We start from the raw sequence: 26,520 nt of genomic DNA, 5'->3' as shown, positions 1-26,520 counted from the left end.
TCACCGGGCGAGGTCGGACGTCACCGGCCGAGGTCGATGATCGTCATCCCCGGCGCCTGCCCGGGAGCATCCATCGCAAGCATCGCGGCGGGCGCCTGAGCGAGGCCGATCGTGTCGGTGACGAGATCCTGCGGGGCCAGATTGCCGTCCGCGACGAGATCGACGAGCTCCCCGTAGTCGGCCGCCGGCATTCCGTGGGAGCCGAGCACGGACAGCTCGAGCGCGATGACCCGGGAGAGGTCGAGCATCGGCGGCACGGTGAGCAGCCCGATCTGGACATGCCGACCCAACGGGGCGAGCGAACCGATCGCCGCGGCGACCGTGTCCTCGAGACCGAGCGCATCGACGGTGACGGCGACCCCGGCCGGGGAGATCTCTGCGGCCCGGGCGACCACCTCGGCGGAGAGCTCCGCAGGTGAGGTCCCTGATGCGCTCACGCACACGTGCGCCCCATGCTCTCGGGCGCGCTCGAGAGCCGCGTCGCTGATGTCGACGGCGACGACCCGGGCGCCGAGGGCGCGGGCGATCATGATCGCCGACAGCCCCACCCCGCCGCAGCCGAACACGGCCGCCGTCTCACCCGGCATCAGCCGGGCCCGCACACGCAGTCCGTGGAAGGCTGTGGCGAACCGGCAACCGAGTCCGACGAGTGCGGCGGCGGGAAGGTCCTCGGGGACCGCGACGAGGTTGGCGTCGGCATGGTGGACGACGACCTCCTCGGCCCACGAGCCGTTGTGGGTGAAGCCCGGCTGCGTCTGGTCGGGGCAGACATGCGCATTGCCGGAGGTGCACCACCGGCACGTCCCGCACCCGCACACGAAGGGCACCGTCACCCGCTGACCGAGTGTGAAGTCCGTGACCTTCGACCCCGCCGAGGTGATCCGTCCGACGAACTCATGACCGGGCACGTACGGCAGGCTCACCGTCGAATCATGGCCTGACCAGGCATGATGATCGCTGCGACAGACACCGGTGGCTTCGACGGCGATGACGACCCCATGGTCGGGGGCACCTGGTGAGGGAAGGTCCCGCAGCTGCGGACGGGCGGAGAACTGATCGACGATGATTGCGCGCACCCGGGCATCCTAGCGGTGGTGACCAGGTGTTTCGCAGCTGACCGAGTCGTGGACTCCGGGCTTCGGTGTGTGACGGAACCGTCGTCTGTCGGAGCCGTCGTCGCCCGGGACGTCGCCGGCCAGAAGCACCGCCGACCGGAACACTGGGCGTGTTCAGACAGGGTGGACCTCGGCGGCCGCGAGTGCCGCGAGGAGACGCCTGCGCAGTGCCTGGGCGCGGTGGGAGAAGTCCTGCTGGCGTTCCATGTACTCGGCCTTGCCCGCCGCGGTCTCGATCGCGACGACCCCGTAGCCCCAGCCGCGCAGGTCATAGGGCGAGGCCTCCATGTCGAGGGTGCGGATGTCGAGGGCGAGATCGAAGCAGTCGACGACGAGCGCCGAGGGCGCGATCGGGCCGATCTTCATCGCCCACTTGTAGAGGTCCATCCCGGCGTGCAGGCACCCGGGCTGTTCGGCCCCGACCATGCCCTCCCGGGTCGGCTGGAGGGTGTTGCGCGGACGGGCCGCGGCGGTGAAGAAGCGGAAGGCATCATGGTGGGAGCACTGGATGCGGTGGCGTTCGACGACGGCATCGGTCTCCGCGGGGCTCAGCCGCAGCGGCACCTGCTGGTGCCGGCGTTCGTCCTCGCTCATCCGGTAGACCATCGCCCATTCGTGAAGGCCGAAGCACCCGAAGTTCGCCTCCCGGTCGAGGGTCGAGGCGAGCAGCGAGGCGATGAACCTCGCCCCATCTCCGCGGTCGGTCGACCAGGACTCAAGGTCCACCTCGGTGAGGTTGCCGGTCGTGCGATACCACCGGCGGTCGACGTAGGCGCGGTCCTCGTCGGTCTCGAGTTCGAGTCGGATCCCGGCTCCGGGATTCCATTTCTTCAGCTGCCCGGTCTTGAACGGGTAGTACGTGAAGAGGAAGTCCTCGACGGGGTGCTTCTGCCCGGCCAGCCGCCGGGCCGCATGGGCATCGGTGCGCTGCCCGATCTGCGTCTCATGGTCCGCGACGAGCCCGCGCCATACGGCGGCGGGCAGCACGGTCCCGCGGTCGGCGGCCGGGTCAGGACCTGCCGCACGGTCGGCGGGCATGAGGGTCGAAGTCACCGTCCCATTGTCCCAGACCGCTTCGTGCCGCGCATCGCGGGCGCGGTGAGCGGATCCTCGGGCCACGGATGCTTGGGATAGCGGCCGCGGTTCTCCGCCCGCACCTGCGGGTAGGCGTTCACCCAGAACGAGGCGAGGTCGCTCGTCACCGCGAGCGGTCGGCGTGCGGGGGAGAGGAGGTGGAGGACGATGGGCACTCTGCCCTCGCAGACGCGGGGTGCCTCGGTCCACCCGAAGACCTCCTGGAGTTTGACGGCGAGGACGGGAGGAGCACCGTCGGCCGCATCGGGATCAGGGTAGTCGAGGCGGATGCGCGAACCGGTGGGGACCTCGATCGCTTCGGGCACGAGCTCCTCGAGCCGGGACGCCTGCGGCCACGGCAGCAGGGACCGCAGGGCCCCGACGAGGTCGACGGCACCGGGATCGGCTCCGCGCGCGATCCGGTCGAGGGCCTCGGGACACCACTGCGGGAGAGTGTGCGCCAGATGCGACCACCGCACGTCCGGCCACGGCTCCCCGTAGACCTGCCGGAGCAGTCCGAGTCTCGCCCGCAGCTGCTCGAACGCGGGACTGGGCGTCAGCACCTCGCGGGCTCCACGCTCCTCGACCGACCGGGCGATGGCCTCCCTCGCCAGCTCCGGGCTGGCGGTGATGGGGGTCGAGGTGAGGGTGATCCCGCCGAGGCGGGTCTCCCGCACCGCGCGCACCTTGCCTGCGAATGTCGCGGTCTCCGTCGTCGTGAGCAGGCCGGCACCGGCGAGTTCGGCCGTGTCCGCATCGATCGGGACGGCCGCGCGGATGATCGGGCGCCCGTTCGCGAGCCCCACCTCGGCGATCGCGAGCCACTGACTGCCTGCGAGGGAGGAGTTCCGCGGCAGGGAGGCGGCCGTGCCGGAGGCGAGCAGGTAGTCTGCCTCGGCGTCGCTGCGCCGCCGGGCGATCTGGTGAGGGAAAGCGAGGGCGACGACGAGCCCGAGGTCATCGGCGCGCAGGCGCTCGCCCGCGACCTTGTCTGACCCGCGCCTGTCGGCCCCGGTGTGATCGAGAGCGATGCGGGTGAACCGGTCGACGTCCTGGGCGAACCTGTGGTCGCGGGAGGTTCGGAGGTCCCGGAGGACCGCGGTGAGATCGGCGCCGGGGGAGCGGCGGTCGGATTCGATGACGGCGACCGCCTCGGCGGCGGCACGGGGCCCGAGCATCGCCGCACCGTCGAGGAGTCCGCGCGCCGACCACACGGAGGCCGGAACCCGGGCGATCGCGCGCCCGAGTTCGGTGACGGTGAGATCGCTGAGCCGGACGTCGCCGACCAGGCCGTCCGAGCTGTCGACTCCCGGGACCTCGACGGCCCCGAGCCCGACGAGGTTCGACACCGCGAGGCGCAGGGCCACGGGAGGCATCGGATCGGGCAGGAGGGCCGGATCGCCGCCCCAGACGAGAAGGTCGAGGAGTGCCGAGGTGAGGTCGGAGCTCGCGATCTCCGCCGGAGCCGCCTCGGGCAGGGACGCCCAGTCGGCCTCTGACATGCAGCGATATGCCACCCCAGGGCCGAGCCGCGCCGCACGCCCCGAGCGTTGGATGCCGGCGGCCTTCGATTCGCGGGCGGTGACGAGTCCCGACATGCGCCGTTTCGCATCGAGCCGAGGACCCCGCGCGAGACCCGAGTCGACGACGATGCTGACTCCCGGCACAGTGAGCGCCGACTCAGCCACCGAGGTGGTGACGATGACCCGCCGACCGGGATCGAGCTCGTGCCCGCCGGTGCCGGTGCCGGTCCCGGACCCGGAGCCGACACCGTGCGGCCGGAGGATCGCGTCCTGCTCCTTCGCCGGGGTGCGCCCGGTGAGCGTGTGCACGCTCACCGCGTCCCCGGTCCGCGTGAGGAGTGACGTGATCCGTGCCGCGACCTCGTCGACCTCGCGGGCCCCGGGGGCGAAGACGAGGACGTCCCCGGCCGTTCCCGCATCCGCCGGCTCAAGTGCGCGCACCGTCGTCTGTGCGAGGTGGTCGAGGAAGTTCCGGCTCACCCCGCGGGCATCGAGGGCGCGGTCACGCGGAGGCGCCCAGGCGATGCGCAGCGGATGCGTGGCCGCGGTCAGGGCGAGCACGGGTGCCGGCCGGTCCGGCGTGCCCAGTCGGGCGGCCCAGTCGGCGGCGTCGAGGGTCGCGGACATGACGACGAGGCTGAGATCCTCGCGCAGCTCGGTCAGCTCCCGGCACATCGCGAATGTGAGGTCGGTGTCGAGGTGGCGTTCGTGCACCTCATCGAGGATGACGCCGGAGACCCCGGCGAGTTCGGGGTCGGCGAGCATCCGCCGCAGCAGCACCCCGGTCGTGACGAACTCGATCCGGGTGCGGCCCGAGGTCGTCGACTCCCCGCGGACCGTGAAGCCGGCCTCCTCGCCGAGGCGGGTGCCCGTCAGCTGGGCCAGCCGCCTCGCTGCGGCGCGGGCGGCCATCCGTCGGGGCTGGGTGACGATGATCCGGCCCGACCCCGCGTCAGGGCCGGCGGTCGTGCGCAGATGCCCGGCAGTCGTGCGCAGATGTTCGGCGATGAGCGGGGGCATGAGCGTGGTCTTGCCGGTGCCCGGTGGGGCTTCGACGACGAGGCGCGGGAACGGGTCGGCCGGCAGGCGGTCGATGAGCGCCGCGGCAGGGAGTCCGGCGCCGATCGCCTCGAGGTCGAAATGGTCCATGACCCCAGTCTCTCAGGACGACCCGACCCGTCGGCGGCTTGGCCCGGGTGCGACCCGGATCAGCTGCGGGCGATCGTCGTCAGCACCCGGTTGCGCAACCGGGCCGCGTGTCCTCCCGCGAGGGCCACGTGCGAGAGGACGCCGGCGGCCTCGCGGACGAGCTGCGGGGTGAGGAGTCGGCGGCGACGGTAGAGGGAGAGAGCGCGCTCCGGTGGATGAGCGTTGAGGAGTTCGGCGAGTGCGGCGGCATCGATGATCGACTCGCACGCGCCCCGTCCGAGGTTGGGCTGCATCGCGTGGGCGGAATCGCCGATGAGCACTGTTCGACCCCGGACGAAGGAGGGCAGGGGACGGGAGAGGTGGATGCCGCTGATGACGGACTGCTCGACGGTCGCGGCATCGACGACGTCGGTGACCGGGTCCGGGAGGACCCGAGCCGCCGTGCGGAGGTGGTCGAGGCCGTCGGCGACGGAGGCGAAGCGCCGTTCCGGGAACGCCGTGAACCAGTTCGTCCGCCCACCCGGCAGCGGCGTGATGCCGAAGAGCATGCGTTCGCCCCAGTATTCGGTGACCGAACCGTTCGAGAGATCGGCATCGACGACCCCGCGGATGACCGTGAGCGGCGGGCGCCGAGGAGCCGACCTGGCACCCCAGGTCGTCCGGCGGACCATGCTTTGGGCACCGTCGGCTCCGACGAGGACATCGGCGTCGAGGTCCTCCGGAGCGTCCACCTCGCCGAGGTCGAGCACGGTCGAGGCCGGACGGGCGGCGGACAGGAGCGAGTGGAGGCGGGCGCGTCCGATCATGAGCGCGCCGAGGCGGGGTGGCCTGAGAAGCGGTCGGCCCTCGGCGGTGAGGATCTGTGCGGCGTCGATGCGGACTCCCGCTGCTTCGACCGCCGGGCGGAGGCCCGATGGCTGCAGGGCCCGGAGTGCCTGAGGGAAGAGAGCGAAGGCCGTGTCGAGTGCCGGGGTCTGCGCACGGCGTTCGTGGACGGTCACCGCCCAGTCGGGGCGCTCGAGAGTCGCCGCCAGAGTCGCTCCGGCGATGCCGCCGCCGATGATCCGCACCGTGGTCATGCTGTCACGATAGCGCGAGCCGATCGAAGCCTCGGCACGCCCGTACTCGGGGAGCACGGCGACCACTAGACTGGGCACCATGCGTATTGCGAGATTTGTGCACAAGGACGAACCCGCCTACGGAGTCGTCGAAGGCGATGTCCCCCCGATCGAGGACGGGGAGTGGGACACCTCCGGGCTCAGCCTCGCCGTCCTCGACTCCGACCCCTTCTTCGCGCCCGCCCAATCGACGGGAGAGCGGCTGAAGTTCGACGATGTCCGCCTCCTCTCGCCGATCCTGCCGCGCTCGAAGGTCGTCGGCGTCGGCCGCAACTTCGCCGACCACGCCGCCGAGCTCGGCAACGAGGTCCCCGTGACCCCGGTGACCTTCTTCAAGCCCAACACCGCGGTCATCGGTCCCGGCGACCCCATCCGCCTGCCCGCAGTGAGCGAACACGTCTCCTATGAGGCCGAACTTGCCGTCATCATCGGCCGGGTCGCGAAGGGCGTGAAGGCCGAGAACGCGTTCGACTACGTCCTCGGCTACACCTCGGCGAACGACGTCACCCTGCGCGACCTGCAGAAGTCGGACACGCAGTGGACCCGGGCCAAGGGCTTCGACACCTCGTGCCCGCTGGGCCCGTGGATCGAGACCGAACTCGACGTCGACGATGTGAGCATCCGCTCGTGGGTCAACGGCGAGATCAAGCAGGACGGATCGACCGCCGACTTCATCTTCGACATTCCCACCCTCATCGAGCACATCTCCGAGACGATCACCCTGCTGCCCGGCGACGTCATCCTCACCGGCACCCCCGCCGGTGTCGGGAAGATCGTCGCCGGCGACCGCGTCGCGATCGCCGTCAGCGGCCTCGGCGTGCTCGCCAACCCCGTCATGGACGCCTGAGCTCTCGACAGCCCCAGCACGTCCACCCCGAATATTCACCACCACTCCTTGGAGCCGATCACCACATGAGCGTCAAAGTCCGCTTCTGCCCCTCTCCCACCGGAACCCCGCACGTCGGGATGGTCCGCACCGCCCTGTTCAACTGGGCCTACGCCAAGCACACCGGCGGCACCTTCGTCTTCCGCATCGAGGACACCGACGCCGCCCGCGACTCCGAGGAGAGCTTCTCCCAGGTCGTCGAGGCGATGAAATGGCTGGGACTGGACTGGGATGAGGGCATCGAGGTCGGCGGACCCGACGGCCCCTACCGCCAGTCGCAGCGCGGTGACATCTACGCAGGCGTCATCGACAAGCTCAAGGACGCCGGACACATCTACGAGTCCTACTCGACGAACGAGGAGGTCGAAGCCCGCCACACCGCGGCCGGCCGCGACCCGAAGCTCGGCTACGACGGCTTCGACCGCGACCTCACCGCCGACCAGATCGCCGCGTTCCGCGCCGAAGGCCGCGAACCCGTGTGGCGTGTGCGCATGCCCGATGAGGACATCACCTTCACCGACCTCGTCCGCGGGGACATCACCTTCAAGGCCGGCACGATCCCCGACTTCGTCGTCGTCCGCGCCAACGGTCAGCCGCTCTACACCCTGGTCAACCCCGTCGACGACGCGCTCATGGGCATCACCCACGTGCTGCGCGGCGAAGACCTTCTCTCCTCGACCCCGCGCCAGATCGTCCTCTACGAGGCGCTCAAGGACATCGGCATCGCGGCCGCGACCCCCGAATTCGGCCACCTGCCCTACGTCATGGGCCAGGGCAACAAGAAGCTGTCCAAGCGCGACCCGGAGTCGAACCTCTTCCTCCACCGCGAGCACGGCTTCATCCCCGAAGGCCTGATCAACTACCTCGGACTGCTCGGCTGGTCGATCGGCCCCGACCGCGACGTCTTCACCGTCGAGGAATTCACCGAGGCCTTCGACGTCCACGACGTCCTGCCCAACCCGGCCCGCTTCGACATCAAGAAGGCGACCGCGATCAACGCCGACCACATCCGGATGCTCGCCCCCGCCGACTTCGCCTCCCGCCTCGTCCCTTACCTCCAGGCCGCCGAGGTGCTCCCGGCAGAACCGACGGACGCCCAGCTGGCGATCCTCGCCGAGGCGGCACCGCTCGTCCAGACCCGGATGAACCTCCTCGGCGAGGCCCCCGACCTCCTCGCGTTCCTCTTCACCCCCGATGCGGAGCTGACGATGTCCGAAGACGGGCTGAAGACGCTCAAGGACTCCGCGCCCGAGGTGCTCGCCGCTTCGATCGAGGTCCTCGAGGGCGTCGAGGACTGGAGGACCGAGACCCTGCAGGCAGCGCTCGAGGCGAAGCTGGTGACCGAGATGGAGATCAAACCGCGCCTGGCCTACGGCCCGCTGCGCGTCGCCGTCTCCGGCCGCCGGGTCTCCCCGCCGCTGTTCGAGTCCCTCGAGATCCTCGGCAAGGAGTCCTCGCTCACCCGCCTGCGCGCCCTGGCGGCACAGCTGTGAGTGCCGAGCCGCTGACGTCTCAGACGTGGAGTCGTGGGGGAGTGCACTTCCGCGATGTGACGTTCGAGGCTCCCCTCGACCATTTCTCACGTCTGGACGCGGACTCTGCGGCCGCCTCGGCGCGGATCGAGGTCTTCGCCCGGATCGTCGCGAGCGAGGCCCACAGCGACAAGCCCTACCTCGTCTTCCTCCAAGGCGGACCCGGATTCGAGGCCCCGCGTCCGACGACCCCGGTCGGGGCAGGATCCTGGCTGGCCCGCGCGCTCGAGGAGTTCCAGGTCGTCATGCTCGACCAGCGCGGCACCGGGAAGTCGAGCCCGATCGGCTCCGTCGAGGGCCGGATCACGGGACTCGATGTCGCCGGGGAGGATTCGTCCGACATCGCCGAGGTGCTCGACTGCTACCGCGCCGACTCGATCGTCGAGGACGCCGAACTCCTCCGGGCGCACCTCGGCGTCGATCGGTGGTCGGTGCTCGGGCAGTCCTTCGGCGGGTTCACCGCACTGCGCTACGTCTCCGCGCATTCGGGCTCACTCACCGAGGCGTACTTCACCGGCGGACTGCCGGCGATCGGCGTCGACCCCGTCGACGTCTACCGGACGACGTGGGCGACGATGATGCGCAAATCAGAACGCCACTACCGGGCGTTCCCCGGCGACCGCGAGAAGATGGCCGAACTGGCAGCACTCGCCGCCGATGAGGGGATCGCGCTGCCGGGAGGAGCACGGGTGGGAACCGAGCGTCTGCGCCTGCTCGGGCACTACCTCGGCGCCTCCGATGGACCTGAGGCCCTGCACTACCTCCTCGACCTAGACCCCGCCGCGGCGGGGCTGCGCCACGACCTCGCCGGTGCCCTGCCGTTCTCGGGACGCAACCCGCTCTACGCGGTCATCCACGAGTCCTGCTGGGCCGACGGCACCGTGACGAACTGGGCGGCCCGGCGGGCCATGCCCGACGAGGTGCGGGCGGATCCGACCCTGCTCGCCGGAGAGCATGCGGGACCGGAGTCGTTCGTCGAGGATCCGGAGCTCGCTCCCTTCGCCGAGGTGGCCGAGCTCATCGCCGCCCGCCAGTGGCCTGCGCTCTACGACGTCGATGCGCTTCGCGCCTCCCCGGTGCGCGGGGCCGCGGCCGTGTACTTCGACGACGCGTACGTTCCGTGCGAGTATTCGCTGGCCACAGCGGAGCTGCTCGAGGGGGTGCGGCCGTGGGTGACGAACGAGTACGAGCACAACGGACTGCGCGCCGACGGCTACCGGGTCCTCGACCGGCTCATCTCGCTCGCCCGGGGCTGAGGTCTCGGTCGAGTTCATGCTGGTGCGGGCCCCGATTCGGGCCCGCACCGCTGTGCGGAATCAACGCCGCCGCAGGGTGTTAAGAAGGTCACACGAAAAGTGACCGTCTGGATTTGTCGGCGGGGGCGAGGCTCGTATAGAGTTGTATCTCGTTGCTGAGGGGAATTCCTCCAGGGAAGTCCCGCATAGCAGTGGGGTATGGTGTAATTGGCAGCACGAGTGATTCTGGTTCACTTAGTCTAGGTTCAAGTCCTGGTACCCCAGCGGACAGCTTCAGAGCGATCTGAGGATCTGTTCATCGGCCCCCGTCGTCTAGTGGCCTAGGACGCCGCCCTCTCAAGGCGGTAACGGCAGTTCGAATCTGCTCGGGGGTACGGTTGAGCCCCGCACCGATCCATCGGTGCGGGGCTCACTCTATTTCCGCCCGGTGCGCGCAGCTCGGTTCTGCGCTCTCGCTCAGTTCCCGGTCGAGTCGGCGATGCGCTTCGTGTGCTCGGCGGTCCTCACGCTGGAGACGATGAGCTCGAGGACGAGACGGACGAAGATCACCCACAGGGCCGGGACGATCCAGCCGAAGAGGATCGCGATGATGAGCGGCCAGGCATTGAACTCGGGCTCCGGATTCCAGTACGTCGCTCTGCTCGCTGCGGCCCCGATGCCGATGGCCGTGACGACCGCCCCGAGCCACCAGAGGGCCGCGACGATGACCGAGATCAGGTAGATGATGCCTGCCCACCGCACGGCGACGAAGCGCTCGAACCGGAAGTCGAAGAGCGACTTGAAGAATCCCGGCTCGGACGACTGTCCGTAACCGCCGGGCTGAGCGCCGTAATCGGCGCCCTGAGCGGACTGGGCGTTCTGGGCATAGTGGACGTTCTGCCCGTGGGTCCCGGCCTGCCCGTAGGGGCCCGGCTGGCCGTAGCCGCCCGACTGTCCGTAGTTGCCGGTTTGTCCGTAGTCGTTGGGTTGCGAGTAGGTGCCGGCGTGCGAGTGCTGATCGGACTGGGCGTACTGACCGGGCTGAGCCTGGTGGCCGGGCTGAGTCTGTTGGCTTCCGAACTGCTGACCGCCAGGCTGGCTCCCGTACTGCGCGCCGCTCGGCTGACTGCCGTAGTGCTGGCCGCCCGGCTGGACTGTCGGCTGATCGTCGACCGGTCGGCTGCCTGGGCTCGGGTGGTCGGCGTTCTGGGCGAGCTGCTCTTCGTACCGTCGACCGCTGTCGTTGTCATTGCCGTTCTGGTCGCTGAAGCGCTGACTCCCGGCCGCCTCGGTCGAGGTCTCATCGTGCTGCTCGGAGCTCGGTGTCTGATCGTCCGGTGACGATGATTCGTCGCGGCTCGGGTCCTGCGGTGATGACGTCATGATGTCGACCTCTCTCTCGGTGCTGCTGGTCGGCTGGAGGGCGGTGTGATGCCGCCCACCTACGTGTTCGCAATGTATCAGGGCAGCATCGGCACATGGTGGGTGTCAGCCGACTGAGGGGGAAGTCCCACGCGAACACACAGATTTCCTGATCCGCTGCGGAGACGTCGGAACCGACCCGACGCGGCAGAGCCGACCCGACGAGGCAGAGCCGGGACGAGCCGGCAGCGATGAGACCAGCCGACTAGACCAGCCGGACGCCCCAGTCGACCGCGAGCGTCCCGCCGGGTTCGACGATGTCGACGTCGACACCGGTGGCGAAGGCGTTGGGCGGGCAGGTCATCGGCTCGATCGCCAGTGCGCGGCGGGCGAGTCCCTCGCTGAGCCCGTCGCCCGTGTACACCTGCCAGTTGCGGAACCCCGAGTCGATGTCGACGATCGTCTCCCGACCGTCCGCGCCTCTCAGCCGTGCCCGCGACCGGCCGTCGTCGTCGCGGCGCGGCCGACCGAACGCATCGTCGAGCACGGTCCCGTCCACACTCCGCAGGGCCCGGAAGTCCTTGCAGCTCAGACATGCGGTGATCTCCGCATCGTGGTCGAGCGGAACCTCGGAGCCGTCGTCGAAGGGACGGCTCTCCACGGGGATGAGGCGCTCATCGGGGACGAGCCAGGTCTCGGCGGGAATGACCAGCTGCGCGGCATCGACGAGCTCGGCGCCCGGGTGGAACCACGGGTGGAAGCCGAAGCCGAACGGAGCCGCCTCGGTGCCGGTGTTGAGAGCGCTCGCGTGCACCCGCAGTCCGTCCTCACCGAGGTCGTAGGTCACGGTGAGGAGGAACCGGAACGGATAGCCCGGTGAAGGGTCGAGTCGCGTCTCCAGCGTCACCGATGCCCCTGAGACCGAGACGACGTCCCATTCGACCTCGGTCACCAGCCCGTGCAGGGCGGTGGTGCGTTCCGGCTCTGTGATCGGAAGCTGGTGGACCGTGCCGCCGAACTCGTAGCGACCGTCGGCGATCCGGTTGGGCCACGGTGCGAGCACGGCACCGTCGACCGTGCCCGTCGCGACGACCACGGGGCGCCCGGCGACCGTGTACGCGTGCAGACCCGCGCCGACGGGGGAGACGAGAGCGGAGCTCGAACCGTGGACGAGGTCGATGAGGTCGGTCATTCGGCGCCGGAGAATGGTCAGCCGCGGACGAGCGCCTCGGTGAGCGCACGGGCGGCATCGACGACGGCCTTCGCATGGAGGCGACCCGGCTGCCGGGTGAGCCGGTCGACAGGACCGGAGATCGAGACGGCTGCGACGACGCGGTTGCTCGGCCCCCGCACGGGAGCGGAGACGGAGGCGACGCCGCGTTCGCGTTCGGCGATCGATTGGGCCCAGCCTCGGCGCCGGACTCCCGAGAGCATGGTCGCGGAGAACCGTGCCCCGCGCAGACCCGTGTGGAGGCGGTCGGGCTCCTCCCAGGCCAGCAGCACCTGGGCGGCGGAGCCGGCCCGCATGCTCAGGGTCGCCCCGATCGGCACGGAGTCGCGCAGACCCACGGGACGTTCGGCTGCGGCGACGCACAGCCGCAGATCGCCCTGCCGGCGGAAGAGCTGTGCGGACTCACCGGTCTGATCGCGCAGCTGCCCGAGCACCGGTCCGGCGGCGGCGAGGAGACGATCCTCGCCGGCGGCGGACGAGAGCTCGGCCAGACGCGGTCCGAGCACGAACCTGCCCTGCAGATCGCGGCCGACGATGCGGTGGAACTCGAGGGCGACGGCGAGACGGTGAGCGGTCGGTCGAGCGAGCCCGGTGAGCGAGACGAGCTCGGCCAGAGACGCAGGTCCGGCCTCGAGGGCGGAGAGAACCATTGCGGCCTTGTCGATGACGCCGACGCCGCTACCATTGCTTGTCATAGACACCATTGTGCGCGTCTCATTGAGCGAGATGCAAGTTCGAAATGCGATACGGACGAGTAGATTCCTCAGCACACCCATCGGTGAGCATCCGGCGAGCCGATCGGATGCCCTGCGTCGGTCGCACTCCGGCCGCCTGAGAGAACCACAACGTGTGCGGAGGACCTCCGCACCGGCGGGAGGAACCATGCCACGCACATTGGCCGAGAAGGTCTGGGCCGATCACGTCGTCTCCCCAGGCGAGGACGGCGCCCCCGACCTCATCTACATCGACCTCCACCTCGTCCACGAGGTGACGAGCCCGCAGGCCTTCGACGGACTCCGACTCGCCGGGCGCCCCGTGCGCCGTCCCGACCTCACGATCGCCACCGAGGACCACAACACGCCCACGTGGGACATCGACAAGCCGATCGCCGAACCGACCTCGCGCACGCAGATCGAGACCCTGCGGAAGAACGCCGAGGAGTTCGGCATCCGGCTGCACAGCCTCGGCGACGCCGATCAGGGCATCGTCCACGTCGTCGGCCCCCAGCTCGGACTCACCCAGCCCGGCACCACGGTCGTGTGCGGTGACTCCCACACCTCGACCCACGGTGCGTTCGGGGCGCTCGCCTTCGGCATCGGCACCTCCGAGGTCGAACATGTGCTTGCCACCCAGACGCTGAGCCTCAAGCCGTTCAAGACGATGTCGATCACCGTCGACGGGGACCTGCCCGACGGCTCGACGGCCAAGGACATCATCCTCGCGATCATCGCGAAGATCGGCACCGGCGGCGGGCAGGGCTATGTGCTCGAGTACCGCGGTTCGGCGATCCGTTCCCTGTCGATGGAGGCGCGGATGACGATCTGCAACATGTCCATCGAAGCCGGCGCCCGGGCCGGCATGGTCGCCCCCGACGAGACGACGTTCGAGTACGTCAAGGGCCGCCCGCACGCCCCCGAGGGCGCGGACTGGGACGCGGCCGTGGAGTACTGGAAGACCCTCTTTACCGATGAGGACGCGACCTTCGACGCCGAGGTGGTCCTCGAGGCCGCCGACATCGAACCCTTCGTCACGTGGGGCACGAACCCCGGCCAGGGGCTGCCGCTGTCGGCCGCCGTCCCGTCCCCGGACGACTTCGCCGACGAGAACGACAAGGTCGCCGCCGCCAATGCGCTCGCCTACATGGGCCTGACCCCGGGCACCCCGCTGCGGGAGATCGAGGTCGACACCGTCTTCCTCGGTTCGTGCACGAACTCCCGGATCGAGGATCTGCGGGCCGCCGCCGAGGTGGTCCGCGGCCGTCGCAAGGCCGAGAACGTCCGCTTCATGGTCGTCCCCGGCTCCGCGAAGGTCCGCCTCGAGGCCGAAGCCGAAGGACTCGACCGCATCTTCAAGGACTTCGGCGCCGAATGGCGCTTCGCCGGCTGCTCGATGTGCCTGGGCATGAACCCCGATCAGCTCTCCGACGGTGAACGCTGCGCCTCGACGTCGAACCGCAACTTCGAAGGCCGGCAGGGCAAGGGCGGGCGCACGCACCTCGTCTCCCCGCTCGTCGCCGCCGCGACCGCGGTGCGCGGCACCCTGTCCTCCCCGGGCGACGTCGCCGATCTGCCCCGCGACGCCGAACCGGTGCCCTGGACCGAGGAGCGCCCGACGCTCACCCTCACCCCCACCTCGGCGACGGCCTAAGGAGCAGCCATGGAAGCCTTCACCACCCACACCGGCATCGGCGTGCCCCTGCGCCGCTCGAACGTCGACACCGACCAGATCATCCCCGCGAAGTTCCTCAAACGGGTCACCCGCACCGGCTTCGAGGACGCCCTGTTCTCCCGCTGGCGCACCGCGGAGGACTTCGTCCTCAACGACCCCGACTTCTCAGCCGGTTCCGTGCTCGTCGCCGGCCCCGACTTCGGCACCGGATCCTCCCGCGAGCACGCCGTGTGGGCGCTCAAGGACTACGGGTTCCGGGTCGTGCTCTCCTCGCGCTTCGGCGACATCTTCCGCGGCAACTCCGGCAAGGAGGGACTGCTCGCCGCCCAGCTCGACCAGGCCGACATCGAACTCATCTGGAAGATCCTCGAGAACCATCCGGGCACCTCGATCACCGTCGACCTGGGCGAGAAGACCGTGACATGCGACTCGCTCACGGTGCCCTTCCAGATCGACGACTACACGCGCTGGCGCCTGCTCGAGGGACACGACGACATCAGCCTCACCTTGGCGAAGGAGGACCGGATCGCCGCTTTCGAGGAGCAGCGGCCCGCCCACAAACCCCGCACCCTGCCCGCGAAGGTCTGATCGTCCGACTCCGGTTCGCGGGTCGGTCTGCGCTAGTCTTGGACGAGTCCGGAAACGGTGCGGGAGACCCCCGCGACCGCGCGGACACGTGTGCGTGATCGACGACCAGGGGGAGGAACATGCTCGAAGTCCGCGGCGGAAATCCGCTCGGGGGAACCGTGCGGGTCAGGGGCGCCAAGAACCTGGTGCCGAAGGCGATGGTCGCCTCCCTGCTGGGAGAGACCCCGTCCGTCCTCCGCGGCGTACCGCAGATCCGCGACGTCGAGATCGTCACCGGCCTCCTCGAACTCCACGGCGTGCGGGTCACCCAGGCTGCCGACGGGCAGAACCCCGACGGTGAGCTCCACCTCGACCCCTCCGAGGTCGCGCAGGGCTCGATCGTCGACATCGACGCCCACGCCGGATCCTCCCGGATCCCCATCCTCTTCTGCGGGCCCCTGCTCCACAGCCTCGGGCAGGCCTTCATCCCCGACCTCGGCGGCTGCCACATCGGCGACCGGCCCATCAACTTCCACCTCGACGTGCTCCGACAGTTCGGCGCCGAGGTCGACAAGACCGCCGGGGGCATCATGCTCTCGACGACGCGCCGCCTCCAGGGAACGAAGGTCGAACTGCCCTACCCCTCGGTCGGAGCGACCGAACAGGTCCTGCTCACGGCCGTGCGCGCCGAGGGCATCACAGAGCTGCGCGGGGCCGCCATCGAACCGGAGATCATGGACCTCATCGCGCTGCTGCAGAAGATGGGCGCGATCATCACCGTCGACACCGACCGGGTCGTGCGCATCGAAGGCGTCGACTCGCTCCACGGGTTCATCCACCGGGCCCTGCCCGACCGCAACGAGGCCGCCTCCTGGGCGTCCGCGGCCCTGGCCACCGGCGGCGACATCTTCGTCGAAGGCGCCTCCCAGCCGGAGATGATCACGTTCCTCAACGTCTTCCGCAAGATCGGCGGCGAATTCGAGGTCGAGGAGTCGGGCATCCGCTTCCGCCACCCCGGCGGCAGGCTCTCCTCGTTCGCCCTCGAGACCGACGTCCACCCCGGCTTCATGACCGACTGGCAGCAGCCGCTCGTCGTCGCGATGACCCAGGCCGAAGGACTGTCCATCATCCACGAGACCGTGTACGAGAACCGCTTCGGCTTCACCCATGCCCTCGTCGAGATGGGGGCTAAGATCCAGCTCTACCGCGAATGCCTCGGCGGCACCCCCTGCCGCTTCGGGCGCCGGAACTACGAGCACTCCGCGGTCATCTCCGGACCCACCGAGCTCAAAGGGACCCGCATCGACGTCCCCGACCTGCGCGGAGGCTTCAGCCACCTCATCGCCGCCCTGGCCGCCCAGGGCACGAGCGAGGTCCACGGCATCGAGCTGATCAACCGCGGCTACGAGAACTTCCTCGACAAGCTCCTCGGCCTCGGCGCGGAGGTCTCGGCATGAGCGGCAGCGACCGTGCGGGCAAGGATCGCGGCGGCAGGCGCAGCCCCGGGGAGCACATCGTCTCCTTCGAACCCAAGGACGTCGCCTCCCAGCGGGTCGTCGCCTTCGGAGTCGCCTCGACGGCGTACGGGCTCTTCCGCCTGACCTCGAAGATGCGCATCGAGAACGCCCGGGCCCTGCCCGAGGGCACGGGCACGATCGTCGCGGCCTACCATGCCAACCACCTCGACCCGATCCTCGTCGGGCTCGCCCTGTGGCGCAGCGGTCGGCTCCCGCACTTCCTCGCGAAGTCGACGCTGTTCTCCGGTCCCCTCGGCATCGTCCTCAAAGGCCTCGGCCAGATCCCGGTGCTGCGCGCCTCGGCGCAGGCAGGCGACTCCCTCGAATACGCGAAGGAGGCCCTGCGCAAGGGCGAGACCGTCGTCATCTACCCCGAGGGGACGCTGACGAAGGACGAGCACTTCTGGCCCCAGCACTTCAAATCCGGCACCGCCCGACTGGCCCTGGAGACCGGGGCCCCGATCGTCCCCGTCGCCCACTGGGGACTCGAGAACGTCAAACCGCGGGGCACCCTCATTCCCCGGCCCCGCCCGCTCACCCACACCAGCGTCGTGCGCTTCGGAGAACCGCTTAATTACGCAGACCTCTGGGAGCACAGAGGAGAGAAGAGTTCGATGACGACGCTGACGAAGCGACTGACGAACACCATCGCAGGCATGGTCGCCGATCTCTCGGGCCGTGAGCTGCCGGAGAGGTTCCGCACCGAGGAGGCAGGCTCATGAGCGTGGACAGGATCGCCGTGCTCGGCGCCGGGTCGTGGGGAACGACGTACGCCGCGGTCATCGCCGACGCCGGCTTCCCGCTCACCCTCTGGGCCCGGCGGGCCGAGACCGCCGAGGAGATCAACACCGCACACACGAACTCCCGGTACCTGGGCGAGCGTGAGCTGCCGGCCACGATCACCGCGACGACAGACGACATCGCCGCCGTCACCGACGCCGACGTCATCATCCTCGCCGTGCCCGCGCAGACCCTGCGGGAGAACCTCAGCCGGTGGAAGGACCACCTCAAACCCGGCGTCATCCTCGTCAGCCTGATGAAGGGCATCGAGGTCGAGACCGGTAAGCGGATGTCCGAGGTCATCGCCGAGGTGGCCGAGGTCGACCCCGCCCGGATCGCCGTCGTCTCCGGCCCCAACCTCGCCCGGGAGATCGCCGAACGGCAGCCGACCGCGACCGTCGTCGCCGCCTCCGACATCGCCACCGCCGAGGTGGTCGCCGAGATCAGCGCGAACCCGTACTTCCGTCCGTACACGAACACCGACGTCGTCGGCGTCGAGATGGGCGGGGCCGTGAAGAACGTCATCGCCCTGGCCGTGGGCATCGCCGACGGCCAGCGCCTCGGCGACAACTCGAAGGCCTCGATCATCACCCGCGGGCTCGCCGAGACCTCACGGCTCGCCGCAGCCATGGGCGCCCAGCCGCACACGCTCTCGGGGCTGGCCGGACTCGGCGACCTCGTCGCCACGTGCGCGTCCCCGCTCTCACGGAATCGGACCTTCGGGCGCCACCTCGGCGAAGGGATGAGCCTGGAGGAGACGATCGCGCACACCGAGCAGACCGCGGAAGGGGTGAAGTCCTCACCCGCGGTCCTCGCCCTGGGCAGGCGCTACGGTGTGGACCTGCCGATCACCGAGGCGGTGAGCGCGGTCCTCGCCGGTCGGCTGCAGGTTGACGAACTCGCCGGTTTGCTGTTGTCTCGGAAGCGTAAGCACGAAGGCCCGCCCGCATAGGCTGGAATCGACCCCCGCGAAGCCCACGAGCCAAGGAGCGCACATGAGCGTCAACTCACCGTTCTACAACCTTCCCGAGCTGCCGACCTTCACCCTGACCAGCACCGACATCGTCAACGGAGCCGAGCTGCCCGCAGCTCAGGCCTCCGGCGCGATGGCCGTGCCCGGCGGTGAGGACAGGTCCCCGCAGCTGTCGTGGTCGGGCTTCCCCGCGGAGACGAAGGCCTTCGCCGTCACCTGCTACGACCCCGACGCCCCCACCGGGTCGGGCTTCTGGCACTGGACGGTGACCGACCTCGACGCCTCGGTGACCTCCCTGCCCGCCGACGCCGGCAACCCCGACGCAGGCCTCCTGCCGGAGGGAGCCGTGACGCTGAACAACGACGCCGGTCAGCCCCGGTTCGTCGGCGCCGCCCCGCCCCAGGGCCACGGACCCCACCGCTACTACTTCATCGTCACCGCGCTCTCCGAGCCGCTGGGCATCGACGAGACCGCCACCCCGGCCTTCGCCGGCTTCAACATGTACTTCAAGGGCATCGGCCGCGCCTGGCTCGAATGCACCTACGAGGCTCGCTGAGCCATCCCCGGTTCCCCCTGCGGGAACGACAGCACGACCCCGAGCAAGGACAGGTATGTCAGACACCGATCACCGGCCCCTCGTCGCAGTTCTCTTCGGAGGACGATCGAGCGAGCACTCCGTCAGCTGCGTCACGGCCGCCGGGGTGATCAGCGCCATCGACGACGAGGCCTACCGGGTCCTGCCGATCGGGATCACGAAGACCGGGGTGTGGCGCATCGTCGAGGACTGGGAGAGCATGCGCTTCGACCCGGAGAACATGCCCGAGGTCACCGACGACGGCACCGAGGTCATCCCGCGGGTCTCCGCCGCCGGAGCCCCGCTCATCCACCGCGATGCTGCGGGCAGCTACTCCGAGCTGGAGACCGTCGACGTCTTCTTCCCCGTCCTCCACGGCCAGTTCGGGGAGGACGGAACCCTGCAGGGCCTGTTCGAACTCAGCGACACCCCGTTCGTCGGCTCCGGGGTCTTCGCCTCGGCGGCGAGCATGGACAAGCACTACACGAAGTCGCTGCTCGCCCACGCCGGCATCCCCACATGCCCGTGGGAGCTGGTGACGCAGACGATGTGGGAGACCGATCGCCCCGACGCCGAGGCGCGTGTGGCGGCCCTCGGCTTCCCCGTCTTCGTCAAGCCCGCCCGGGCCGGGTCGTCGATGGGAGTGAGCCGGGTCGCCGAACCGGCGGGTCTCGAGGCGGCGCTGGTCGCAGCGTACGAGCACGATGAGAAGGTCATCGTCGAACCGCAGGTCATCGGCCGCGAGATCGAGTGCGCCGTGCTCGGCTCCCTCCATGACGTCGAGCTGCGGACCTCGTACCCCGGGGAGATCGAAGTCTCCGGGGACCACGACTTCTACGACTTCGACGCGAAGTACCTCGACCTCGCCGATGCCAAGCTCACGTGCCCCGCCGACGTCGACGAGGCGACGACCGCGCGGATCCGGGAACTCTCGGCCGCGGTGTTCCGGCTCTTCGACTGCACCGGGCTCTCCCGCGTCGACACCTTCGTCACGGACTCCGGGGACGTGCTCATCAACGAGATCAACACGCTTCCCGGCTTCACCCCCACCTCGGCGTACCCGTTCATGTGGGCGAACTCCGGGATCGACTACCCGGACCTCATCAGCGAACTCATCGGCATCGCGCTCGTCGACCACGCGCGGAAGGGCTGAGGCTCAGGGCAGCCGGCGGGTCGCGACCTCAGGGAGCCGTCGCCGGGGCCGAACCCTCAGGGGCAGAGCCTGCAGGGGCGGAACCCTCTGGGGCCGAGCCTGCAGGGGGAGCGTCGACATCCTCGGCGCCGATGCACTGACGTTCGGGCTGGAAGGCCTGCAGGGCCGGTGAGATGCCGGCGAGCACATCGGCACCCGAACCGAGCTTGCGGTTGACGAGCACCTCGACGGCCGGGGTGCGGCCGTAGCTCGTGAACACCCAGGTGTCATCGGATTCGCCGCCCTTGGAGATCCAGTCGACGCCGCTGACACTCAGGCACTTGTCCGTTGTCGGTCCCGGAGGGGTGACGCCGCAGCGGAGCACCGCGACGTTCGGGTCGCCCCACGCCTTCGTGCCCTGGGACGAGGTGGTGCGCTCCTGCTCGCCGCCGACCTGGTCGGGCAGGCGGAGCATGATGTCGGCGCACTTCGGGTTCGCCGCATCGGCGGCGGGTTCGACGATGACCGTGCGCGCGCACCCGGACAGGGCCGCTGCGAGGACGGGCACGCCGATGGTCAGGGCGGCGACGGCACGCAGGGCAGGCGAGGAGGCGCCGGTCGAGCGGCGGGTGTTCGAACGCATGGTTCCAGCGTATCGCCCGATAGGGTGGTGGCATGACCAGACTGTCCGAACTCGGCGAATCCGCTGTGCTCCGCCGTCTGCTCGCCCACCGCAGGGCAGGATCCCACGAGGTCGTCGGTCCGGGCGACGATGCGGCGGTGACGAAGATCACAGGCGACCTCGTCTCGACGGCCGACATGCTCGTCGAAGGCGAGGACTTCACCCGCGACTGGCTCGACTGGTCGCGGCTGGGCGTCAAAGCCGCCGCGCAGAACCTCGCCGACGTCTGTGCGATGGGTGCCGCACCCCACGGACTCCTCGTCTCCCTTGCCGTGCCGGACTCCACCGAGGTCGAGGACCTCGAGGCGCTGTTCGCCGGGATCGTCACCGAGGCCGAGCGCGCCGGGCGGGAGCTCGGGTATGCCGTGCCGATCATCGGCGGCGACCTCTCCTCCTCCGGTCTCATCGTCACAGCGATCACCGCACTCGGAACCGTGAGCGCCGAGGAGGGGGCGTTCACCCGTTCCGGCGCCCGGCCCGGTGATGGGATCTGGTTGGCGGGCACGCTTGGGCGTGCGGCGGCCGGACTCGACCTCCTCTTCGCAGGCGCCCGCCCCGAGGACGACCTGCCCGAGGGGCTCGCCTCGCTCATCGCGACCCAACTCGCCCCGCAGCCGGACTACGCGGCGATGACCCACCGGCCGGTCGCCTCGGCGATGATCGACGTCTCCGACGGACTGAGCACGGACCTCGGTCGGATCGCGGACGCGTCCGGAGTCCATGCCGAGATCGACCGGGCGGCCCTGGATGAACTCGTCGCCCCGCTGCGCCCGGCCGCCCGGTACGTCCTGGCGGCGCGGGCGGCCGCGGACGCGAACCCCACCGACGATGCCGTCGAGGCGCTCGCTCTGCACTGGGTGCTCGACGGGGGAGAGGACCACGGCTTCGTCGCGTCGTCCCCGGTCAGCGCCGCTGACCCGGTAGGCTGGCGGAGAATCGGTGAGATGCAGGCAGGCAGCGGAGTCGGCCTCGACGGCGCTCCGGTGCCGACGAGCGGTTTCAGCCATTTCGGGAAGTGACGGACGTGGGACCCAATCCGGCCATCGGACTCAACGGGCGCCTGGCCGCGCGGTGGGCGCGGCGCGCGGTCGATCGGCTGCGCCGCGAACGCGGTGAGATCGATGAGCTCAACGTCTTCCCCGTCCCCGACGGCGACACGGGCACGAACATGTACCACACGCTGCGTGCCGCCTACCTCGCCGTCGAAGAGCTCTCCGGACCCGTCACCCTGCCTCAGGTCGTCGCCGCCATGGCCGCCGGTGCCGGACGCGGAGCCCGCGGGAACTCCGGGCTCATCCTCTCCGTCGCCCTCCAAGGCGTGGCCGACGCCCTCGACGGGGTGACCGTGGCGACCCCCGAGGCGATGGCCGCAGCCCTCGAACTCGCCTCTGCGCGGGCGCGGAAGGCCGTGGCCCGACCCGTCGACGGGACCATGCTCACCGTCCTCGACGCGATGGCGACCGAAGCCCGGGAGCAGGCCGATGACGGCGCCGCCCTCGTCGACCTCATCTCCGCTGTGCGCCTGCGCTCCCGGGAGGCCCTGCGGGAGACGACGGCGCAGCTGACCGTCCTCCGGGAGGCCGACGTCGTCGACGCCGGATCGACGGGCATCGTCGAACTCTTCGACCTCCTCTACGCGACCGTCACCGGACGCACGAACCAGGGCTCGATGATCGGGGAGGTCGCGAAGACCCCGCGCATCGTCCACGAAGCCCGCGCCGAGGAGCTCGAGATCGTCGCTGTCCTCCGCCGGGCCCCCGACGACGGGCTGCCCGAGGCGCTCGAGAACCTCGGCGGGACCTCGATCGTCCTCAACGGCGCGAAGGTCCACGTCCACGTCGCCGACGAAGCCGCCGCTGCCACGGTGCTCGACCTGCTCGGCTCCCACGGCATCGCTCGCCTGGACATGGAGGACCTGCGGCTGCACGAGGAGGCCGGGGCGACGAAGCTGCTCGCCCTCGTCGGCGGCACCGGTCTCCAGCTGCACTGCGCGCTCAACGGCGCCACCGTCCTCGACCCGGCGGTCATCGCCCCCGACATCGTGCCGGCCCTGTCCCGGCACACGGATTCCGGTCCCCTCGCCGAGGCGGTGGCCGAGGTCATCGCGGACGAGGAGCGTGACGTCATCGTCGTCCCCAGCTCCTCGACGACGCTCGCGGCACTCACGGGCATCACCGGCGCGCTCATCGTCCGCTCCCGCAACGTCGCGACCCTGCTCTCGGCCCTCGCCGTCTACGACCCCTACGCCCCGGCGGGTGAGATCTTCAACGATATGACCGATGCCGCGGCGGGCACCCGGGTGGGCACGATCGTCTCCGCCGAACAACTCGCCCTCAACCCTCCGACCGGGGCACTGCCCGTCATCGGGGAAGGGACAGCCGCCTCGGCGGATGCTCAGGACGCGCCGGCGGAACGGACGGCCGCCTCGGCGGGCCATCCTTCGCAGTTTTACCGGGTCGTCATTGACGGGAAGGCGAAGTCGCAGAGCACGGAGCTGACCAGCCTCGTCGAGAAGCTCGCCGACCGTCTCCTCGGAGCCGGCGGAGAACTCGTCACCGTCGTCCACGGGCCCGGATGTGCCCCCGAGGTGCTCGCACACCTGCGGGAGTGGCTCGCGAAGTCCCACGAGCACGTGCGCCTCCAGGAGATCGAGTCCCGCGATCGGGCGACCCTGCTCATCATGGGAGTCGAATGAGCGCGCGGCTCGAGGACTACTTCTCCCCACGCGACCGCGGTGCCCTGAAGAAGCGGGGGATCACCTCGGTGGGCGAGCTCTTCCGCTTCTTCCCCCGGCGCTTCCTCGTCCCCGGGGAGAAGACCCCGCTGGGCGACCTGCCGCTCGGGGAGACCGCGATCATCCAGGCCGAGGTGATCTCCGTCGAGACCCGGCGGATGCGGCAGCGGCGGGGGACGATCACCGACGTCATCGTCCACGACGGTCAGCGGTCGATGAAGATCGCGTTCTTCAACCAGGGGTGGCTCGACGCACAGCTGCTGCCGGGTCTCGTCGTCGTCTTCGCCGGCAAGGTCGAGGAGTACCGGGGGCAGCTCACGCTCAACTCCCCGGTGTGGCTCAACCGGGACGAACACGACACGAAATGGACGCCCGAGGAGCTCAACTCCCCGTTCCCCGTCTACCCGCGGGTCAAGGGGATCGCGCAGACCAGGCTGTGGAAGGCGATCAAGGTCCTCCTCGACGTCGCCGACCCGGCGGAGTTCGTCGACCCGCTGCCGCAGTCGGTGCGGGCCAAGTACGATCTGCCGGACCTGCGCACGGCGCTCAACGACATGCACCGGCCCACCTCGACGGCGGCCACCGAGCGGGCGAACCTGCGGTGGAAGTGGGAGGAGGCACTCGCCCTGCAGACCGAGCTCGTCGCCCGCCGGTCCGCCTACGGTCAGCTCGTGGCCGCACCCCTGCTCACGGTGGGGGAGCGGAGCCGGCGCTTCGACGACGACCTGCCGTTCTCGCTGACCTCGTCCCAGGTGAGGGTCGGCAAGGAGATCGCGGCTGATCTCGCGAAGACCACGGCGATGCACCGGCTCCTCCACGGCGACGTCGGCTCCGGCAAGACCGTCGTGGCGCTGCGGGCGATGCTCATGGCTGTCGACTCGGGCGCCCAGGCCGCGATGCTCGCCCCCACCGAGGTGCTCGCCTCCCAGCATTTCGCGTCGATCGAGAAGCTCCTCGGCGAGCAGATGGCCCTCTCCCCGCTGCTCTCCGGCGATGACCAGGTGCGGGTCGCGCTGCTCACCGGGTCGATGCCGGCCCGGGAGCGCAAACAGCTCGCCCTCGACCTCGCGACCGGTCAGATCGACATCGTCGTCGGCACGCACGCACTGCTGTCGGAGTCGACGATGTTCGACAACCTCGGGCTCATCGTCGTCGACGAGCAGCACCGGTTCGGCGTCGAACAGCGGGAGGCGCTGCGAGGCAAGGGCGGGCTCACGGTCCCGCACACCCTCGTCATGTCGGCCACGCCGATCCCGCGGACGGTGGCGATGACGGTCTTCGCCGACCTCGACGTCTCCACACTTGCCGAGATGCCCGCCGGGATCAAGGACATCACCACCCACGCGGTCTCCCTCGCCGACCACCCGCACTGGATGGACCGCATCCTCCAGCTCATCGATCGGGCCGCCGCAGCGGGGAAGGGCACATTCGTCGTCTTCCCCCGCATCGAACCCAGCGAGATCGACGACCCCGAATCGGGTGAGCCGACGGGTCAGATGCGCCAGGGCATCGAGGAGTACCTCGAGTCCCTTGAGAACTCACCGCAGCTGGCCTCGCGGCGCTTCGGGCTCCTCCACGGGCGGATGCCGACCGCGGAGAAGGACCGCGTCATGCACGCGTTCAGCACCGGTGAGATCGACATCCTCGTCTCGACGACAGTCATCGAGGTCGGGGTCGACGTGCCCCGCGCGGTGATGATGGTCATCGCCGAGGCGGACCGCTTCGGCATCGCCCAGCTCCACCAGCTTCGCGGTCGCGTCGGTCGTGACGGGTCGCCGGCGATGTGCTTCCTGCTCACCGAGTTCTCCGAGGCCGATGAGAGCTTCGAGCGGCTGCGCACGGTCGCGGCGACCCTCGACGGGTTCGCGCTCGCCGAGTACGATCTCGACATCCGCGGCGAGGGCGATGTGCTCGGGTCCTCGCAGTGGGGCGGGTCGTCGCTGCGGCATCTCTCCGTGCTCCGCGACACGGAGATCCTCGCCCAGGCGAAGGCCGAAGCCGAACCGATCATCGCCGCCGACCAGTTCCTCGAGGACTCTCCGGAACTGCGGGAGCTCATCCAGAGGGTGCTGCCTGCCGACGCCGCGCACTTCATTGAGGCAGACTGAGAGACAGACCGTCGTGCGGGACCGCGCGGGCTGGGTGATGCGGGCCGAGCGACGCAGTTTGGATGACGCGGGTCGAAGGACACGGGCCGAAGGACTATCGAGGAGGGCGACATGAGGATCATCGCGGGAGCGCACAAGGGATCACGGCTCGTCACTCCCGGCGGCAACGCCACCCGTCCGACCTCGGACCGGGTCAAGGAGTCGCTGTTCTCGATGCTCGAAGGCTACGGGGTCCTCCAGGCGGCCAACGTCCTCGATCTGTTCGCCGGCTCCGGGGGACTGGGGTTCGAGGCGATGTCGCGAGGCGCGGCGCAGGTCGTCTTCGTCGATTCCTCGCTGGCGTCGGTGCGGGCGATCGAGGCGAACGCGGACAAGCTCGGCATCGGACATTCGACGGCGGTGAGCAGCGCCGACGTCCTCCAATTCCTGTCGAACCTGCCCGATCCCAGCGAACTCGAGTCACGGGTCTTCGACCTCGTGTTCATGGATCCGCCCTACCCGCTGGGGGAAGACGCGGTCACGCAGGTGCTCGGGCGACTGCGCAGCCACCTCGACGAGGAGTCGATCGTCGTCATCGAACGCTCCTCCCGGGCCCCGGAGCCGACGATGCCGGGCGGCCTCGAGGTCTTCCGCTCGAAGACCTTCGGGGAGACCGCGCTCCACTTCGTCCAGCTCACCGTCGAGGACGCTGCGCACTGACACCAGCACGGTGTTCCGACACTGGCACGGTGCATTCACCCTGCTGGCGTCGGAACACCATGCTGATAATTCTGCGCTCGTCGGAACACCGTGCTGGTGTCGGTTCACCGTGCTGGTGTCGGATCACCGCGTCGAAGCGGC

The 26,520-nt window shown here is 69.8% G+C and carries 22 protein-coding genes and 2 tRNA genes; 16 read left to right on the top strand and 8 right to left on the bottom strand.

Annotated features, from left to right (window positions below; genetic code table 11):
- Positions 1-20: 20 nt before the first annotated feature.
- The 4 genes from AACX88_RS08465 to AACX88_RS08450 form a co-directional block, all read right to left on the bottom strand.
- The gene (locus tag AACX88_RS08465; RefSeq protein ID WP_339392595.1) at positions 21-1,076 is read right to left on the bottom strand and encodes an alcohol dehydrogenase catalytic domain-containing protein; all 1,056 of its coding nucleotides are present in this window, start codon (positions 1,074-1,076) and stop codon (positions 21-23) included.
- Positions 1,077-1,229: 153 nt separating this feature from the next.
- Complete coding sequence (locus AACX88_RS08460; RefSeq protein ID WP_422614422.1) at positions 1,230-2,153, bottom strand: 3-methyladenine DNA glycosylase; 924 nt, start codon at positions 2,151-2,153, stop codon at positions 1,230-1,232.
- Between the two features lie 11 nt (positions 2,154-2,164).
- The gene (hrpB, locus tag AACX88_RS08455; RefSeq protein WP_339392593.1) at positions 2,165-4,861 is read right to left on the bottom strand and encodes an ATP-dependent helicase HrpB; all 2,697 of its coding nucleotides are present in this window, start codon (positions 4,859-4,861) and stop codon (positions 2,165-2,167) included.
- 59 nt (positions 4,862-4,920) lie between these two features.
- The gene (locus tag AACX88_RS08450; RefSeq protein WP_339392592.1) at positions 4,921-5,940 is read right to left on the bottom strand and encodes an FAD-dependent monooxygenase; all 1,020 of its coding nucleotides are present in this window, start codon (positions 5,938-5,940) and stop codon (positions 4,921-4,923) included.
- A gap of 79 nt (positions 5,941-6,019) precedes the next feature.
- Between AACX88_RS08450 and AACX88_RS08445 the strand changes: the two genes are divergently transcribed.
- The 5 genes from AACX88_RS08445 (at position 6,020) to AACX88_RS08425 (ending at position 10,027) form a co-directional block, all read left to right on the top strand.
- A complete protein-coding gene (locus AACX88_RS08445; protein ID WP_339392591.1) occupies positions 6,020-6,826 on the top strand; it encodes a fumarylacetoacetate hydrolase family protein in 807 nt (268 codons plus the stop codon).
- Between the two features lie 65 nt (positions 6,827-6,891).
- Positions 6,892-8,358: a glutamate--tRNA ligase gene (gene gltX, locus AACX88_RS08440; RefSeq protein ID WP_339392590.1), complete on the top strand. Its 1,467-nt coding sequence runs from the start codon at positions 6,892-6,894 to the stop codon at positions 8,356-8,358.
- Positions 8,359-8,399: 41 nt separating this feature from the next.
- Entirely contained in the window at positions 8,400-9,653 is a 1,254-nt protein-coding gene (locus AACX88_RS08435; protein WP_339392589.1) for an alpha/beta fold hydrolase, read from the top strand.
- Positions 9,654-9,845: 192 nt separating this feature from the next.
- Positions 9,846-9,917 (top strand) — tRNA-Gln (locus AACX88_RS08430).
- Between the two features lie 37 nt (positions 9,918-9,954).
- Positions 9,955-10,027, top strand: a tRNA-Glu gene (locus AACX88_RS08425).
- A gap of 82 nt (positions 10,028-10,109) precedes the next feature.
- Here AACX88_RS08425 and AACX88_RS08420 read toward each other — a convergent pair.
- From AACX88_RS08420 to AACX88_RS08410, 3 genes are all read right to left on the bottom strand, one after another.
- Entirely contained in the window at positions 10,110-11,015 is a 906-nt protein-coding gene (locus tag AACX88_RS08420) for a DUF4282 domain-containing protein (RefSeq protein ID WP_339392588.1), read from the bottom strand.
- 244 nt (positions 11,016-11,259) lie between these two features.
- Positions 11,260-12,186, bottom strand: coding sequence for an aldose 1-epimerase family protein (locus AACX88_RS08415; RefSeq protein WP_339392587.1), 927 nt, complete (start codon positions 12,184-12,186; stop codon positions 11,260-11,262).
- A gap of 17 nt (positions 12,187-12,203) precedes the next feature.
- Entirely contained in the window at positions 12,204-12,920 is a 717-nt protein-coding gene (locus tag AACX88_RS08410) for an IclR family transcriptional regulator (protein WP_009378215.1), read from the bottom strand.
- 187 nt (positions 12,921-13,107) lie between these two features.
- Between AACX88_RS08410 and leuC the strand changes: the two genes are divergently transcribed.
- The 7 genes from leuC to AACX88_RS08375 all read left to right on the top strand — a co-directional run bounded on the left by leuC (position 13,108) and on the right by AACX88_RS08375 (position 20,177).
- A complete protein-coding gene (gene leuC / locus AACX88_RS08405) occupies positions 13,108-14,592 on the top strand; it encodes a 3-isopropylmalate dehydratase large subunit (protein ID WP_339392586.1) in 1,485 nt (494 codons plus the stop codon).
- A gap of 9 nt (positions 14,593-14,601) precedes the next feature.
- Positions 14,602-15,201 carry a 3-isopropylmalate dehydratase small subunit gene (leuD, locus tag AACX88_RS08400; RefSeq protein ID WP_339392585.1) on the top strand — a complete coding sequence of 200 codons (600 nt, stop codon included), beginning with the start codon at positions 14,602-14,604 and terminating at the stop codon, positions 15,199-15,201.
- A 119-nt stretch (positions 15,202-15,320) separates the two neighbouring features.
- Positions 15,321-16,637, top strand: coding sequence for a UDP-N-acetylglucosamine 1-carboxyvinyltransferase (gene murA, locus AACX88_RS08395; RefSeq protein ID WP_339392584.1), 1,317 nt, complete (start codon positions 15,321-15,323; stop codon positions 16,635-16,637).
- The gene (locus AACX88_RS08390) at positions 16,634-17,419 is read left to right on the top strand and encodes a lysophospholipid acyltransferase family protein (RefSeq protein ID WP_339392583.1); all 786 of its coding nucleotides are present in this window, start codon (positions 16,634-16,636) and stop codon (positions 17,417-17,419) included. Before murA ends, AACX88_RS08390 begins: the two co-directional genes overlap by 4 nt.
- Positions 17,416-18,429, top strand: a complete 1,014-nt coding sequence (locus AACX88_RS08385; protein ID WP_339392582.1) for an NAD(P)H-dependent glycerol-3-phosphate dehydrogenase — start codon at positions 17,416-17,418, stop codon at positions 18,427-18,429. The genes AACX88_RS08390 and AACX88_RS08385 overlap by 4 nt, the downstream gene beginning before the upstream one ends.
- Before the next feature lie 43 nt (positions 18,430-18,472).
- Complete coding sequence (locus AACX88_RS08380) at positions 18,473-19,006, top strand: YbhB/YbcL family Raf kinase inhibitor-like protein (protein WP_339392581.1); 534 nt, start codon at positions 18,473-18,475, stop codon at positions 19,004-19,006.
- Between the two features lie 55 nt (positions 19,007-19,061).
- The gene (locus tag AACX88_RS08375) at positions 19,062-20,177 is read left to right on the top strand and encodes a D-alanine--D-alanine ligase family protein (RefSeq protein ID WP_144588224.1); all 1,116 of its coding nucleotides are present in this window, start codon (positions 19,062-19,064) and stop codon (positions 20,175-20,177) included.
- Positions 20,178-20,205: 28 nt separating this feature from the next.
- Here AACX88_RS08375 and AACX88_RS08370 read toward each other — a convergent pair whose 3' ends face one another.
- On the bottom strand, positions 20,206-20,799 hold the full coding sequence (locus tag AACX88_RS08370; RefSeq protein ID WP_339392580.1) for a DUF3515 domain-containing protein: 594 nt from the start codon (positions 20,797-20,799) through the stop codon (positions 20,206-20,208).
- Positions 20,800-20,831: 32 nt separating this feature from the next.
- On the opposite strand from AACX88_RS08370, the gene thiL reads away from it, so the two are divergent.
- The 4 genes from thiL to rsmD all read left to right on the top strand — a co-directional run bounded on the left by thiL (position 20,832) and on the right by rsmD (position 26,379).
- A complete protein-coding gene (gene thiL, locus AACX88_RS08365) occupies positions 20,832-21,857 on the top strand; it encodes a thiamine-phosphate kinase (protein WP_339392579.1) in 1,026 nt (341 codons plus the stop codon).
- 5 nt (positions 21,858-21,862) lie between these two features.
- The gene (locus AACX88_RS08360) at positions 21,863-23,533 is read left to right on the top strand and encodes a DAK2 domain-containing protein (protein WP_339392578.1); all 1,671 of its coding nucleotides are present in this window, start codon (positions 21,863-21,865) and stop codon (positions 23,531-23,533) included.
- On the top strand, positions 23,530-25,680 hold the full coding sequence (locus tag AACX88_RS08355) for an ATP-dependent DNA helicase RecG (protein ID WP_339392577.1): 2,151 nt from the start codon (positions 23,530-23,532) through the stop codon (positions 25,678-25,680). The genes AACX88_RS08360 and AACX88_RS08355 overlap by 4 nt, the downstream gene beginning before the upstream one ends.
- A gap of 111 nt (positions 25,681-25,791) precedes the next feature.
- The gene (gene rsmD, locus AACX88_RS08350) at positions 25,792-26,379 is read left to right on the top strand and encodes a 16S rRNA (guanine(966)-N(2))-methyltransferase RsmD (RefSeq protein ID WP_339392576.1); all 588 of its coding nucleotides are present in this window, start codon (positions 25,792-25,794) and stop codon (positions 26,377-26,379) included.
- The last annotated feature ends 141 nt before the right edge of the window (positions 26,380-26,520 follow it).

The sequence above is a fragment of the Brevibacterium metallidurans genome (assembly GCF_037101285.1).
GTDB lineage: Bacteria > Actinomycetota > Actinomycetes > Actinomycetales > Brevibacteriaceae > Brevibacterium > Brevibacterium metallidurans.
This window is presented reverse-complemented; position numbering and strand designations above follow the sequence as displayed.

Excerpts from the sequence above, each read along its gene's own strand:
- AACX88_RS08460 (WP_422614422.1), bottom strand. The coding sequence starts at position 2,153 with ATGCCCGCCGACCGTGCGGCAGGTCCTGACCCGGCCGCCGACCGCGGG.
- hrpB (WP_339392593.1), bottom strand. The coding sequence starts at position 4,861 with ATGGACCATTTCGACCTCGAGGCGATCGGCGCCGGACTCCCTGCCGCG.
- AACX88_RS08450 (WP_339392592.1), bottom strand. The coding sequence starts at position 5,940 with ATGACCACGGTGCGGATCATCGGCGGCGGCATCGCCGGAGCGACTCTG.
- AACX88_RS08445 (WP_339392591.1), top strand. The coding sequence starts at position 6,020 with ATGCGTATTGCGAGATTTGTGCACAAGGACGAACCCGCCTACGGAGTC.
- gltX (WP_339392590.1), top strand. The coding sequence starts at position 6,892 with ATGAGCGTCAAAGTCCGCTTCTGCCCCTCTCCCACCGGAACCCCGCAC.
- AACX88_RS08420 (WP_339392588.1), bottom strand. The coding sequence starts at position 11,015 with ATGACGTCATCACCGCAGGACCCGAGCCGCGACGAATCATCGTCACCG.
- AACX88_RS08415 (WP_339392587.1), bottom strand. The coding sequence starts at position 12,186 with ATGACCGACCTCATCGACCTCGTCCACGGTTCGAGCTCCGCTCTCGTC.
- AACX88_RS08410 (WP_009378215.1), bottom strand. The coding sequence starts at position 12,920 with ATGACAAGCAATGGTAGCGGCGTCGGCGTCATCGACAAGGCCGCAATG.
- leuC (WP_339392586.1), top strand. The coding sequence starts at position 13,108 with ATGCCACGCACATTGGCCGAGAAGGTCTGGGCCGATCACGTCGTCTCC.
- leuD (WP_339392585.1), top strand. The coding sequence starts at position 14,602 with ATGGAAGCCTTCACCACCCACACCGGCATCGGCGTGCCCCTGCGCCGC.
- murA (WP_339392584.1), top strand. The coding sequence starts at position 15,321 with ATGCTCGAAGTCCGCGGCGGAAATCCGCTCGGGGGAACCGTGCGGGTC.
- AACX88_RS08390 (WP_339392583.1), top strand. The coding sequence starts at position 16,634 with ATGAGCGGCAGCGACCGTGCGGGCAAGGATCGCGGCGGCAGGCGCAGC.
- AACX88_RS08385 (WP_339392582.1), top strand. The coding sequence starts at position 17,416 with ATGAGCGTGGACAGGATCGCCGTGCTCGGCGCCGGGTCGTGGGGAACG.
- AACX88_RS08380 (WP_339392581.1), top strand. The coding sequence starts at position 18,473 with ATGAGCGTCAACTCACCGTTCTACAACCTTCCCGAGCTGCCGACCTTC.
- AACX88_RS08375 (WP_144588224.1), top strand. The coding sequence starts at position 19,062 with ATGTCAGACACCGATCACCGGCCCCTCGTCGCAGTTCTCTTCGGAGGA.
- AACX88_RS08370 (WP_339392580.1), bottom strand. The coding sequence starts at position 20,799 with ATGCGTTCGAACACCCGCCGCTCGACCGGCGCCTCCTCGCCTGCCCTG.
- thiL (WP_339392579.1), top strand. The coding sequence starts at position 20,832 with ATGACCAGACTGTCCGAACTCGGCGAATCCGCTGTGCTCCGCCGTCTG.
- AACX88_RS08355 (WP_339392577.1), top strand. The coding sequence starts at position 23,530 with ATGAGCGCGCGGCTCGAGGACTACTTCTCCCCACGCGACCGCGGTGCC.
- rsmD (WP_339392576.1), top strand. The coding sequence starts at position 25,792 with ATGAGGATCATCGCGGGAGCGCACAAGGGATCACGGCTCGTCACTCCC.